Annotated in this window: 16 protein-coding genes; 8 read left to right on the top strand and 8 right to left on the bottom strand. The window is 51.2% G+C overall.

Going from position 1 to position 13,046, the window contains the following annotated elements; genetic code table 11:
• Both VMT62_06205 and dnaA read right to left on the bottom strand, forming a co-directional pair.
• Nucleotides 1–274 (bottom strand): hypothetical protein (locus tag VMT62_06205; GenBank protein HVN96002.1); only part of this gene is annotated, 274 nt, incomplete at its 3' end.
• Between the two features lie 117 nt (nt 275–391).
• Nucleotides 392–1,720, bottom strand: coding sequence for a chromosomal replication initiator protein DnaA (gene dnaA / locus VMT62_06200; protein HVN96001.1), 1,329 nt, complete (start codon nt 1,718–1,720; stop codon nt 392–394).
• A gap of 224 nt (nt 1,721–1,944) precedes the next feature.
• On the opposite strand from dnaA, the gene VMT62_06195 reads away from it, so the two are divergent.
• Nucleotides 1,945–2,397 (top strand): thioredoxin fold domain-containing protein, encoded by a 453-nt coding sequence (locus tag VMT62_06195; protein HVN96000.1) that lies wholly within the window; start codon nt 1,945–1,947, stop codon nt 2,395–2,397.
• Nucleotides 2,398–2,406: 9 nt separating this feature from the next.
• On the opposite strand, the gene VMT62_06190 is transcribed toward VMT62_06195, so the two are convergent.
• Both VMT62_06190 and VMT62_06185 read right to left on the bottom strand, forming a co-directional pair.
• A complete protein-coding gene (locus VMT62_06190) occupies nt 2,407–2,868 on the bottom strand; it encodes a C40 family peptidase (GenBank protein ID HVN95999.1) in 462 nt (153 codons plus the stop codon).
• Nucleotides 2,861–3,499 carry an HAD-IB family phosphatase gene (locus VMT62_06185; protein HVN95998.1) on the bottom strand — a complete coding sequence of 213 codons (639 nt, stop codon included), beginning with the start codon at nt 3,497–3,499 and terminating at the stop codon, nt 2,861–2,863. Before VMT62_06185 ends, VMT62_06190 begins: the two co-directional genes overlap by 8 nt.
• Nucleotides 3,500–3,647: 148 nt before the next feature.
• Here VMT62_06185 and VMT62_06180 point away from each other — a divergent pair, with 148 nt between their 5' ends.
• The 7 genes from VMT62_06180 (at nt 3,648) to VMT62_06150 (ending at nt 9,823) form a co-directional block, all read left to right on the top strand.
• Nucleotides 3,648–4,247, top strand: coding sequence for an L-threonylcarbamoyladenylate synthase (locus tag VMT62_06180; protein ID HVN95997.1), 600 nt, complete (start codon nt 3,648–3,650; stop codon nt 4,245–4,247).
• Between the two features lie 129 nt (nt 4,248–4,376).
• Nucleotides 4,377–5,132, top strand: coding sequence for a class I SAM-dependent methyltransferase (locus VMT62_06175; protein HVN95996.1), 756 nt, complete (start codon nt 4,377–4,379; stop codon nt 5,130–5,132).
• Entirely contained in the window at nt 5,129–6,160 is a 1,032-nt protein-coding gene (locus VMT62_06170) for an NUDIX hydrolase (GenBank protein HVN95995.1), read from the top strand. The genes VMT62_06175 and VMT62_06170 overlap by 4 nt, the downstream gene beginning before the upstream one ends.
• A 429-nt stretch (nt 6,161–6,589) precedes the next feature.
• The gene (locus tag VMT62_06165) at nt 6,590–7,906 is read left to right on the top strand and encodes a cytochrome c biogenesis protein ResB (GenBank protein HVN95994.1); all 1,317 of its coding nucleotides are present in this window, start codon (nt 6,590–6,592) and stop codon (nt 7,904–7,906) included.
• Entirely contained in the window at nt 7,890–8,702 is an 813-nt protein-coding gene (gene ccsA, locus VMT62_06160; GenBank protein ID HVN95993.1) for a cytochrome c biogenesis protein CcsA, read from the top strand. Before VMT62_06165 ends, ccsA begins: the two co-directional genes overlap by 17 nt.
• Nucleotides 8,699–9,520: a phosphoribosylformylglycinamidine synthase subunit PurQ gene (locus tag VMT62_06155; GenBank protein ID HVN95992.1), complete on the top strand. Its 822-nt coding sequence runs from the start codon at nt 8,699–8,701 to the stop codon at nt 9,518–9,520. Before ccsA ends, VMT62_06155 begins: the two co-directional genes overlap by 4 nt.
• A gap of 12 nt (nt 9,521–9,532) precedes the next feature.
• Nucleotides 9,533–9,823 carry an HU family DNA-binding protein gene (locus VMT62_06150; protein ID HVN95991.1) on the top strand — a complete coding sequence of 97 codons (291 nt, stop codon included), beginning with the start codon at nt 9,533–9,535 and terminating at the stop codon, nt 9,821–9,823.
• 4 nt (nt 9,824–9,827) lie between these two features.
• Here the strand turns inward: VMT62_06150 and VMT62_06145 are convergent, their stop codons facing one another.
• The 4 genes from VMT62_06145 to VMT62_06130 form a co-directional block, all read right to left on the bottom strand.
• Nucleotides 9,828–10,862, bottom strand: coding sequence for a histone deacetylase (locus tag VMT62_06145; GenBank protein HVN95990.1), 1,035 nt, complete (start codon nt 10,860–10,862; stop codon nt 9,828–9,830).
• A 131-nt stretch (nt 10,863–10,993) separates the two neighbouring features.
• Nucleotides 10,994–11,923 (bottom strand): diguanylate cyclase, encoded by a 930-nt coding sequence (locus VMT62_06140; GenBank protein HVN95989.1) that lies wholly within the window; start codon nt 11,921–11,923, stop codon nt 10,994–10,996.
• Nucleotides 11,920–12,756: an HDOD domain-containing protein gene (locus VMT62_06135; protein ID HVN95988.1), complete on the bottom strand. Its 837-nt coding sequence runs from the start codon at nt 12,754–12,756 to the stop codon at nt 11,920–11,922. The genes VMT62_06140 and VMT62_06135 overlap by 4 nt, the downstream gene beginning before the upstream one ends.
• A complete protein-coding gene (locus VMT62_06130; GenBank protein ID HVN95987.1) occupies nt 12,749–13,045 on the bottom strand; it encodes a hypothetical protein in 297 nt (98 codons plus the stop codon). Before VMT62_06130 ends, VMT62_06135 begins: the two co-directional genes overlap by 8 nt.
• Nucleotide 13,046: the final 1 nt, after the last annotated feature.

Genomic DNA, 13,046 nt, shown 5'->3' with positions numbered 1-13,046 from the left:
CCTGGATGCTTACGGTAATATCCCCATTATCCAACTCTTTTAAGATATCAAGAAACTTTCTTCCGTGGACTACTATCTTTCTTTCTTCCTCTGCTTTGCAGTCTATATACGTGATGGCACTTATCTCGAGATCCGTGGAGTAGACAATCGCCCTCTGTTTTCCGAAGGCAATAAGTATGTTGGAGAGTATGGGCATAAGAGATCTTTTTTCTGTAATGCTTACCACTTTAGAGACTGGTTGCAAAATAACATTTCTATCTACTATTATTTGCATATATAAACTCCTTCTTAAACATAAGTGCTGTGAAAATGTGGAAAGCACTATAAGTTCCCGTGATCAAAAAGGGAACGCAAAACAACACCTGTTTATAATCAAGAGCTATTTGTGTACTCATGTTGATTTTAGCCTTTGTTCTATTTTTTCAACAGAGTTTTTCAACTCTTTTTTTTCCTTCATAGCGGCTTCGATTTTCTTCACGGAGTGGATGATGGTGGCATGATCTTTACCGCCGAGCTTCTCTCCTATACTGACGAGCGAAAGATCGGTCAGTTTTCTGGAAAGGTAGACAAGGACCTGGCGAGGTACAAGCACGGACCGGACCCTCTTCTCGGACTTAATGTCCGTTGCGCTCACAGCAAAATGTGCACAGACCTCCTTAAGTATCATGTCAAAGGTTATTTCTTTGACTTTTTCTTTTATAATGTGACTCATAATGTCTTTCACTAATTCGATAGAGACCGGTTCTGCCTTAAGAGAAGCATAAGCCCCAACCCGAATCAGCGTTCCCTCCAGGGAACGAACACTATCCTCGGAGTTGGAAGCAATAAAAAAAGCGACATCCAGAGGCAGTGCTATCTTTTCGCTTTCCGCCTTCTTGTTAAGTATGGCGACTTTAGTCTCCAGGTCCGGGGATTGTATGTCTGCCACGAGGCCCCACTCAAACCTGGATTTCAAGCGCTCCTCAAAATTTTCAATATCCCTCGGAAATTTGTCGCTTGTCACGACTATCTGTTTCATATTGTCATAGAGGGCGTTGAAGGTATGAAAGAATTCCGCCATAGTCCTCTCTTTTCCCGCGATGAATTGGATATCATCAATAAGCAGGATATCCATCTTTCTGAATCGGTTTCTGAAGTCGTCCATCTTTTCGAAGCGTATGGAGTTAATAAGCTCGTTCGTAAACGTTTCGGCGGTTATATAGCAAATGCGGTCCGGGTTGACATTCCCATGGCCGAGCACAAAATTACCGATCGCGTTGAGCAGGTGAGTTTTGCCGAGACCGACCCCTCCGTATATGAAGAGCGGATTATAGGTCTTACCGGGGTTCGTTGCTACAGCGAGACAGGCCGCGTTGGCGAACTGGTTGCTCGAACCGACCACGAAAGTTTCAAACACATACTTAGGGTTGAACTGGTTGTAGGCCGCGCTCTTGCGCACAAGCACATTCTTCTTCTCCAATCTTTTTTCTGCCGAACCATTCTCTTTGTTCAGTATGTACTCTATCTTCACGCTTTGGCTGGCCGTGTCTTTAAGAAGCGTAAGAAGCAGGGGCTCGAAATTTTCAACGATCCAATCCTTAAAAAACGCATTTGGAACAACAACAAAACACGTATTGTTTTTGTAATCGAGGAGCGTAAGGGGCTCTATCCACGTTTTGTAGCTGTCCTCGCTTATAACGGTGGCGATCTTCGGCTTTATTTGTGAAAGGATATCAAGCATGTTTCAAAAACATCAACAATTTTTTCACATATGTGGAAAACTTAACGCGTCCTTGATAGGTTTAAAAAACGATAATAATATAACGGGCAAAATATTTCAATAGTTTTTTGCTGAACGAACAGCATAAGTCTAACGGAGAAAAACAAAGAAGTCAATACAATATGACACACCCGAGGGCAAGGCGCTATTGCCCGAAAGCCCAAATTCGGTTACAATAGAGTCCCATGAAAAAACCGCTTGCAACTACACTTCTAGTCCTCGTTTTTTTCTTTTGCCATACGAGCGCCCACGCAGACGCCCTCACCCAGGGAAAAAAGCGAGCAAGGCAGGAAGACAAGCCCGTAGTCGCCTATTTCTTCAGCCAGCACTGCGTCTACTGCGAACAGATGCAGAAGAATGTGCTCAACGACAGAACCATAGCCGACTCACTGAAAAACGACACGGTGTACGTTCCGGTCGACGTGGACAAACAAGAAGCCACCGCGCTGGCATACCGCGTGCGCGGCACGCCCACAACGCTCGTTCTCGAAAGCACAGGAAAAAGGATAGTTGAAATACCCGGCTATATGTCAAAGGACGATTTTAAGATGCTGCTCGCTTACGTTAAGGGCAGGCACTATAAAATGATGGGGTTTGGAGAGTTCCTGCGCTCTGCGCGCGCCGCCTCAGGAAGATAGCACCCCGCCTTAAGGCACGGCTCTGTATCCTACAAGCCTTCTTCGCCAGTAGGCAGAATCAACGTGGTCTACGACCACGCCCCGGGACTTGGAGGCGTGAACAAACTCGTTTTTCGTCACCATAATGCCGATGTGTAAGTCTTTTCCTATTTTGAAGAGAACGAGATCCGCCGGTCGCACACCGTCAGGCGCAACCTCGTAACACGCGTTGCCCTGATCCTCGGCGCCGAGCGGCAGGAAGATGCCGGACTGTTTATAGGCGTAGTACACGAGCCCGCTGCAGTCAAAGAAATCGGGCCCCTTGGCCCCGCTTCTATATGGCTTACCCTGCATAGCGAGAGCCGTGCGCACAACGTCAGCCCTTGTCGAGCTCGGCGCCTCATAGAGAAGAATCTTTCTCGGGGCGCACGCCGCCAGACAAAGAACCAGGAACACAAGGAAAAGCCCCCGCAGTTGACGATCGCTAAACATGGTTCTCTATGGCTAAGATCGCATCAAGGAAACCGCTAACCGATTTTGCCCGGCCGGACCCCCGCGACCGGTGACCACCCGAAAGATTGAGCGCAAGCGCCACCTCTTCAAACATGGCGTCGTCACCATCACCATCACCAATGGCCGCGGCCTCGCCGGGCGCACGCCCGAGATCTCTGAGAACGTCTTTCACGAGAGACCCCTTACGATCATACTCTACGCATATTTTCGCCTCGCCCGTTAGAGAACTTCCATCATTCGTGAGTTCGTTTGAAAAAGCCATGTCCACACCCAGATCGTCTTTCACGTGGTTCACGAGAACAGAGAGCCCGGTTGATATGATGACCGTAAAGATGCCTAACCTCTTAAGGGTTGCCATACCATCACGCACGCCCTCCCGGTAAGGAATCTGGCGCACCATTTCGTGGATCCTGGACAGCGGCAAGCCCCTCCAGAGAAGGGCGTCCCTTCGGCAAAACTCATAGTAGTCTATCTTGCCGGCGCGGAAGAGCGCCTGGTACGCGTCGGCGTTTTCCGTCCAGAGATTGAGGCTGCGGTGCAGATACTCCCAACTGCTCCTTATGGTAGTCAGGGTGCCGTCACAGTCGAGAAAGACAACCTTTATGGGCATGCTCCTTATATATCACCAAGGGATAAAAAAATCTATTCCACAATACGTCTCATGAATTATACTATAGTAAGATCCGTTTGGGCCGGCAGGGCTTCGCGCCCAGTGAGGCGGCCCGGCCGAGACTTTACACACCGAGGATGAGCAAGAGATGATCATCGAGTGGAACCCCGAGAGACCGAGAAAGAAGGTCACTGAGTTGATCCTTAAGACGCTCAACGAGGGCGGTATCATTGCCTATCCTACGGACACATACTACGGAATGGGGTGTGATCTATTCAACATAAAAGCCATAAAGAGGCTCTATGCCATCAAAAGGCTGGACGACAGAAGGGCCTTAAGCATAATCTGCAGAGACTTAAAAGATGTGAGCGAATATGCTGTGATGAGCGATTTTTCTTTCGAGGTCTTAAAGAGGCACTTGCCGGGCCCTTACACGTTTGTGCTCAAGGCAAGAAAGATCATACCCAAGCTCCTTATGACGGACAGAAAAGAGGTGGGCGTGAGAATCCCAGCGCACCCGGTACCCGTTGCCATAGCAGGACTCATGCAAAGACCCGTGATCAACACGAGCGCCAAGGTTTCAAAGGAAGAGCCGCTCACAGATCCACGACACATAGAGAAGCTCTTTCGGGGCTCGGTGGATGTCGTTATTGACGGAGGCATCGTGATAAGCGAACCATCCACGGTGGTGCGCCTTGTAAATGAGGAGGCCGAGCTGTTGCGGCAAGGGAAGGGCGCTTTTTCGTAGGCCGATCCGGTTCGGAGGCTCGCTAATTCACAACCGGTATGGCGCTCTTGCACCCCAGAACGGGGGCGAGAAAAGCGACCCTATGTACGAAGCCTGCGGTGATTTGCGGGTAGCCCCGGGAGATAAGCTGTGGCGAGCGACATTTACAAAAGCTATTCGAATTACCCCCTTCACGCTAAGATCGGCAAGATAATAAGCGCCCACTCACAAAACACAAGGGATGTTCGAGATGTGGTGAAAAACGAGATTCCATGGGATACGATACAGAGCATGGCTGATTTGGGTTGCGGATACGGCTGGTTTGAGCAGGGGCTCACAAGTTCGTTTGATCTTATCGTGGGCGTGGACTGTCTCGCCGAGAACGGTCCACCCTTCATCGAGTCTGCCAAAACGCACTCCGAAAACGTTTTGTTTAAGAGGGTAGACCTCCCGGCGGTACTTGAGTTTCCTTCGGGGAGTTTCGATCTTGTTGTGTGTGCGTATTCCCTCTATTTCTTTCCGGAGGCCTTGCCGGAGATAGAAAGGCTTCTTCAGGAGGACGGGGTCTTTGTTGCCATAACCCACAGCAATCGTATGCTTCAGGAAGGGGAAGAATACTTCGATTTCAAGAACTTGAAGAAGATCGTGGAGCGTTTTTCTGCGGAGAACGGAGTGGCGATTCTCGGCCGGTATTTTCGCCGAATAACAGAGATCGACTACAAGAATAGCTTGATCTTTCGCAAAGGCGAGGAACAGGATTTGGCTCAATACATCGATTTTAAAGGAGAACTGATCGCCCAAGACGTAGATCCGGATAGGGTGAAGACGACCATGATAGAAGAGTTGGCAACAAAAGGCGAGGTGCGCCTGAATAAAGACGATCGAATTTTCCTGGCGAGAAAATGAGACAAAAGCTGTTTTGTAACTTCTGCGGCAAAAGACTTGCCTTCCGTGTGTTAGAGGGCAGGCAGAGACAGCACTGCGAAGGCTGCGGAGAAACCTATTATGAGAACCCGCTCCCTGTTGCATCGGTAATCGTTTCGAACAGGGATAGAGAGATACTTCTCGTGAAAAGGGCAAAGGAGCCTTATCAGGGGATGTGGTGCCTGCCCGTCGGCTTCGCGGAGGTGGGTGAAAGCATAGAAGACGCAGCGCTCAGGGAACTGAGAGAGGAGACCGGCGTTCAAGGGAAGATCGCGCAGCTCGTGGATGTGGACTCCCACACGAACCCGGTCTATGGAGAACTTCTCATCGTCACATTTGAAGCGGAGAACGTGGGGGGCGTTCATGCGGCCGGAGACGATGCATCGGAGTGCAGATATTTCCCCACCATGAGCCTGCCTAAGCTTGCCTTTGATTCCCAGGAGAAGGCCGTTCAGAAGTACGTAGAGCTGAAACGGGACCTATGGAGCATCCGTGACTCCTTTGAAACCTTTGTGGAGAGCGCCTTCAGAGACAGGGTCGGCCACGCCGAAGACTTGCTTTCCGATGTGCTCGTGCAAGCCGTGGAAGAGAATTCCGAGAAAATCGTTGGCCTGTGGCTTGACGATATAAAGACCAATCCATCGACAAAGTCATATCACGGCCTTAACCGCGAAGAGCTTGCGGCGAGGGCGACGTACATCATGAGCCAATTCAAATCGTGGTTGAAAGGAGAGAAGAGCGAAAGCGAGCTCAAGGCCTTCTATCACGATCTGGGCAAGAGACGCCGGCAGGATACGGTGCAGCCGGAGGACCTCGTAAGCTCTTTAAGCCTGCTCAAGAAGCACGTCTGGATGTTTACCCACTCCTTCGGCGTATGGGAGAGGGCCGTGGACATCTATCGGATGTTTGAGCTTGGAGAGCGGCTCGTCTATTTCTTTGACAGGGCAGCCTATTATACGGTTCAAGGGTATAGATCGTTGCCGGACGAGAATCCCGCGAGCCGTGAATGAGCTGAAACAACCGCCTTGACTTGAAACACCGCGTTGAGATAACATGAGATACATTTTTGGGGGTGCTTGTGCAACGGCTAAAAAGGCTTTGGCCTGGAATAGTATACGCTCTTTTTCTTATAGCTCTGGTGACGCCCGGTGTTTCAGCCGAGAATAAGCCGCCGGATACACTGGTACTCAAGGTAGAGGGCGCGAAGCTGCCTCCCGTGCGCTTTTCACACACCACCCACACCCGCGACGCAGGAAGGGATTGCGTGGTCTGTCACCATAAGGATAAAGACCCGAAAGACCCGGGGAAATGTGAAACATGCCATATGTTGAAGGAAGTAAAGGAGGGGGCACCACCCCTAAGAGACGCATTTCACGGAAAGTGTCAGGCCTGCCACAAGGAGGTCTCTGCCAAAGGAATAAGCGCGCCGACTAAGTGCAATGATTGCCACAAAAAATAATCCCGAAACAAGCAAAGACGGCGTAGGCGCCCCCCTTTTACATGGCATATATCGGAAGGCGAGCTCTATCGGCTTTTCCATCACAGTTTTATCGCTGATTGCGGCCGCATCTATCGTGGGTACGCTCATAGAACAGGGCGCAACAGAGGAGGAGTATCTAAGTTATTACACGGAAGGCGTGTACAGGGTCGTGAGGCTGTTGGGCTTGGACGATGTGTACCATTCCTTCTGGTTTTATACGCTGCTCGCGCTCTTTGCCCTAAACCTGATCCTGTGCACACGAGAGCGCTTCACCCGTTTTGTCCGGGAAAGGCGGGGAGACCTTAGGCTCAAGGCCGACCGACTCGAGGCCATGGAATTGAGCTTCACCGTGCCCGAACAGAGAAGCACAGAGGTGATGAGGAATATAAAGAGAGCTTACCGGACTCTTAGCGAAGACGATCTTCGCGGCGCTTACGAAAAGGGGGTTCTCGCACGGCTCTCAGTTTTCATCATTCACGGAAGCATCCTTGTTATTCTTGCGGGGGGCCTAATCGGACACGTTTTTGGGTTTCGCGCATCCCTTGCCTTGAGGATTGGAGAGGTGCGGGACCGGGCGATAACGAGAGATGCGGGCGAGAAAGAGATACCGCTTGGGTTTGCCATAAGATGCAAGGACTTTAAGGTAAACCTTTACCCGAACGGCACACCGAAAGAATACGTGACCACCGTGGAGATTCTAGGGAGGCAGAAGGTGGAAGGCGAACAGATGATCCGTGTGAACGATCCCCTGACGTACAATGGAATGCGCTTCTACCAATCGAGCTACGGGGCAGCCGCCTCTTGCCTGTTTAACGTGGGTGGAGAAAGAGTAGAAGCCCGACAGGACGAGGTGATTCAAAAAGAAAATCTCGTATTTAAAGTGGTGAGGTACGAAGAGAAGGTCCACGGTTTCGGCCCCGGGGTTGAGGTCGCCTACTTATCTCGGGATGAGCAAAGAACCACATGGTTCTTGTTGAACGTGCAGAAGATGAAGGCGCAGTTATTAAATGGCGTCGCTATCGAACTGGAAAAGATCAAACAAGAGCCCTTTACGGTTCTCGAGGTGGTCCGCGACCCTGGCGTGTATCTGGTTTGGATGGGCTTTGCCCTGCTCATCGTTGGCCTCTTTGTTAATTTTTTCGGTTACTACCGGCGGATCTACGTAGCGAGGATTAAGGATGGGATTGTGGTTGCCGGGTATGCCGCGAAGAACAGAGAAGCCTTCGAGAAGGAATTTGAGAGGCTCAAAGAGGTGACAGATGCCGGCACACCATAAGATACTCGGTATCGTCACCATGCTCTATCTCGCACTTTTCTTTCTGCATGTCCTCTATTTTGCCTTGAGGAAAGAAAAGATTCTGTCGGTGGTGTGGATCCTCTTTTATATCACCTTCACCTTGCACACGGTCGGCATACTTTTGCGCTGGCTGGAGTCGTACAGGTTGGGCATCGGCCATGCACCTCTGTCAAACTTCTACGAGTCGCTCATATTCTACGCATGGAGCGTAACCGGGCTTTTGATCGTGATGAAAAAAAGGATTGGCATTCCTGCCATAACGTGTCTTGGCTCTACGGCGGCACTCGTCCTGATGGGGTTTGCGTCTCTATCGCCGACAGTGGAAAGAAGCATTGAGCCGCTCGTGCCGGCCTTGCAGAGCAATTGGTTACATATTCACGTGATGACCTGCTTTGTAGCGTACGCAGCCTTTGCCGTGGCCTCAATGGCAAGCATATTGCGCGTGGCGGGCATGGGTCGATTTGCGCCCTCGGCTGAAAGACTCGATGAAATTAACTATAAAAGCATAATTATTGGCTTTCCCATGCTGACTTCTGGTATACTTACGGGTGCGGTATGGGCACACTACGCATGGGGTTCTTACTGGAGTTGGGACCCCAAAGAGACGTGGTCGCTCATTACCTGGATTGTATACGCCCTGTTTCTCCACGTGAGGCTTAAGGGGGTCAGGGGCAAGAAGAGCGCAATTCTATCGATCGTGGGATTTGCGAGCGTTCTCGTCACATATTTTGTGGTAAATTTCATATTATCGGGATTACACAGTTACGCCAGATGAAAAAGAAGACCACGAAAAGCCTGGTAGTGTTCGGAAACGGCATAAACTGCGAGCAGGAGACCGCCTACGCGAACAAGCTCGCGGGATTTCGCGCCGAGCTTATGCACATCGACGAGATGACAGAGAACCCCAAGAGAATCCGCGGGTACGGATTGATCAATTTTCCCGGTGGGTTTCTTGACGGCGACGACCTTGGCTCGGCCAAGGCCCAGGCCGTGAAATGGAAGTACCGTACTATGGAGGGCTCCAAAGAAAGGTTTCTTGATGAGCTTACCAAGTTCGTTGCGTCAGGGGGGCTTATCATAGGGATATGTAACGGGTTCCAGCTCCTGGTGAAGACCGGCCTGTTGCCGGCGCTCGCCGGGGAGTACGGAAAACAGACAACGACACTCACGGCAAATGATTCGGGTCGATTCGAGGACCGATGGGTTTGCCTTAAGGTCAATCGATTTTCTCATTGCATATTTACCAGGGATATGGATACAATTTACCTTCCTGTGCGTCACGGAGAGGGGAAGTGTGTGGTCGACACCCCTGACAGCAGGAGGGAACTGAACGAGAAGGGCCACGTGGTCATGCAGTACGCTGATGAATCGGGCGCCGTAAGCGACGCTTACCCATATAATCCGAACGGCTCTACAGATGCCATTGCCGCGCTTACCGATCCCACGGGTAGAGTCTTCGGGCTTATGCCGCACCCCGAGGCCTTCGTCCACTATACGCAACACCCGAGATGGACGAGAGAGGCGCTTAACGCTGAAGGGGATGGCTTGAAGATTTTCAGGAACGCGTACCGGTACATTGTAGAAAATCAATGAGGAGGAACTTGTATGAATAAGATGGATATTATCAATAAGCTCGCTTCCGATATAAACGTAAACCAAAAGATCGCGAAAATAGCCGTAGACACGATCATAGACAGCGTAAAGAACGCCATTACAAAGAACGAACGCGTTGAAATACGGGGTTTCGGAAGTTTCACGCTGAGGGAGTATAAGGCGTACAAGGGAAGAAACCCGAAAAGCGGCGAAACAGTCAACGTGGAGCCGAAGAAACTACCCTACTTTAAGGTTGGAAAAGAACTCAAAGAGATGGTCTGGAAAGAAGATCCGGGCAAATAATCCTTCAGAAGTGTCCCCAGTAGGGAATTAAAGTCCGTTTCAAAGCGGTTGCCGTCTGAACAATCGCGGGCGAAGGTTGAGCCTTCTTTTCGTATGGATAGAGCGGTTTGCCCATCAGTTCGGCAATGACAGCCCTGACAGAGCTCGCAAGCCCCCGTAAATCATAACCCCCTTCAAGCGCAAAGAGCGCCTGGCCGTTGCAATGTTTCTTTGCAATATCGAGGAGTATCCTTGTCATGGCCGCGAAACCGGTCTCGGTAACGGCCATACCTCCCAGGGGGTCGTCGTAGTACGTGTCGAATCCGGCGGAGACGAGCACCATTTCCGGCTTATACATTTCCGAAACGGGTACGAGAACGTCCTTGAAGGCATAGATATAATCTTCATCGCCCATGCCGCCCGACATGGGCACATTGATGGTGTATCCCCTGCCGTCGCCTTCCCCGACCTCATCGAGAGAGCCCGTGCCGGGGTAGTAGGGATACTGGTGTGTTGAAAAATAGAGCACGGTTCTGTCCTGATAAAAGGTGTGCTGGGTGCCGTTTCCGTGGTGGAGGTCGAAGTCTACGAGAAGAATGTTTTTGAGCCCGTACTTGTTCTCCAGGTATTTGGCGGCGATGGCGATGTTGTTGAAGATGCAGAAACCCATTGCATGGGATCGCTCGGCATGGTGACCGGGGGGCCTGACAAGCGCAAACCCGGTATCCACTTCGGACGATTGGATCGCATCGGCGAGCTGTAAAAGGCCACCCACGGCCATTAAGGCCGCCTCATAAGTTTTGGGTGAGGACACGGTGTCCGGATCCAGATGGTGCATGGGTTTGCCGCCCGCCCGGGCGATGGACTCGATATAGGGGAGGTCATGCACGAGGGCGATCTCCTCGGGGGTTGCCATCCTCGGGGACACGTACGCCAAGCCTTGCTGGTCAAGGGTTTCGAGCATAGCGTAGACGTGTTCTAGTCTCTTAGGGCTCTCAGGATGATACTCATCGGTGAGGTGCTTCAAGTATATGGGGTGCTTAACGATCCCGACAGTCATGGCGGCCTCCTCGCCCCGAGAGGATAGTAGTTTTTGGTGCAAAAAGCAAGCAGGGCAAATCCGGGGCACGTGTTTCACGTGGAACAGGGTGGGCGGCCTTAAGGGCCCTCATAGATGAGATAGGGGGCTCTTCAGAGAGAAGCCTGTCTTCTGTCGATGCTGTAACAACTGCCTGCGGCGTGTTTGGCATGACTCTTCATCTCTGAGGCGACCTGGGTGATCTCGCCGTAGTGGGTAAAGGTACGGCCATCATTTGTGGTGATACCTATGGAGATGGCCACCATGGGAAACTTCCGAACGTTACCCTGACGATCCGGCGTTTCGATATGGCCCCGCTCCCTGTCTTCCGGGTCATACAGGGTGGGGAGGATCTTATCGAATGCGTCGATGATCTCCCGGGCAACGTCTTCGACCAGCGCAACATTCATAATGAAAACAAAATCATCGCCCCCGATATGTCCGATGAAGCTCTGTTGCTGTTGTTTATTTTTCACGATATTGAGGATCAGTCTACCGGTAATCCGTATTACTTCGTCGCCGCGGGTAAAGCCATAGTAGTCGTTAAATGGCTTGAAATGGTCAAGGTCAGCGTAGGCCAGAGCGAAACTCTCGTGCGCCTCAATGCGCGCTTGAATTTCTCTGTTGATAGAGATGTTGCCGGGGAGTTTTGTGAGCGGATTGACCTCTACGGCCCGTTCGGATCTGAGTATAGACAGATCCACGCGTGAGGCCCCCTCCTTCTCGAAAGCAGACTTCTTGAGATAGTCTTCGACAAACAAGGATTCCCATTCTGGGATTTCCTGGTTATCATCAAGCATGATGAGAACCGGTAGCTGACGGAAGATGGGGTCGGCCTTGAGATCATTCAACACATCCACGGTAAGATGGTCTTCTTTGTTGACATCGACGACCACAAGATTTGGTATGGAATTGTAAATGTAATCTATAGCCGAATGGATGTTGCGAAAGAGAAGCACGCTGTATCGGGCCTTCAGTGTGCGCTCCACGATGCTTGAGAGCGCCGCATCCTGCGAAATCACGACAATTGTTCTGCGGTTCATAGAGAGAGATCTTCCGTCATCTGGAAAGAGTCTTCGGCCCCGAGCAGAATCTCCTTTATCTGGGCTTCGGTGAGGGCGAGACGGTCCCACGCCTCGGGGTTTACCGGCATAAGGTAGCGATCTCCGGCAAAGCCAAATCCACGGGCCCTTACCAGGATGTCGGCCAAATGGATAATGGCCGAATCTGTAGGCGCCGTCTTGGCAAGGTGGGGCTTGTGATGGTACTCGATAACGTCGATGAGGTTGCTGGGAAAGCGCCATTTCTGGGCCATCCATGCGCCAACGCTCGAGTGGGTCGTGCTGAAGTAGTTCTTTTCGGTTTCGTAAATGGTAAGACCGTTTTGTTCAGCTTCACTCATAGCCTTCTCGTACTCCTGGGGATACTGGAGGACGAGAAGGACCTTTCCGATATCGTGAAGCAAGCCTTCCACCGAAAGCTCGTCAGGCTCTTTCAGGCCCTTCTTTACGGCTATGAGCCGGGAAAAAATGGCCGTGCCCAGGGAGTGCTCCCAAAGGCCGATCATTGTTTTTTGCATTAGTTCGAACACGGAAACTCCCAGCAGAAGCCCCTTTACCACGGTAAGCCCAAGAAGGATGACCGCCTGGTTAACGGACGAGATCCTCCCGGGAAAGCCGTAGATAGGCGAGTTTACCATTTTGAGGACCTTGGTAGTGAGGGCGGGATCGCTCGAGATGAAGGCGCTGATCTCATTAAGCGAGATCTTGGGGTTTTCGAGCACGCCGAGGAGCTTCTTTAATACCTTGGGGATGGTCGGCAGCGCGTTGATGTTTTCGATCCTCTCCCTGATGGTGCGTACATCGATATTACTCATAGAGGCCCTCTATATGTTCTTTGAGGGCTTTCTTGATGAGATCCATGTGTGGTTCTTTTTCTACGGGACGAAAGCGCTCGTAAAGATCTGAAAGCATAGTCTCCATGGGTATGGCTGGCTTGGTCATGCCCTGGATATAAACGCTGTCAATGCCCATGCCCCTTATTCTGTCGATTAACTCGGCGGTAAGCTCGGTGTTTTCACCGAGGAGCACCATGCCGGCTGCGTTCTGCACGGGTTTTGCCAGCTTCATACCGGTTTCGAGCCTGTCAAGGGATAATTTCGCCACA

Source organism: Syntrophorhabdaceae bacterium (assembly GCA_035541755.1).
Classification (GTDB): Bacteria; Desulfobacterota; Syntrophorhabdia; order Syntrophorhabdales; family Syntrophorhabdaceae; genus PNOF01.
This window is presented reverse-complemented; position numbering and strand designations above follow the sequence as displayed.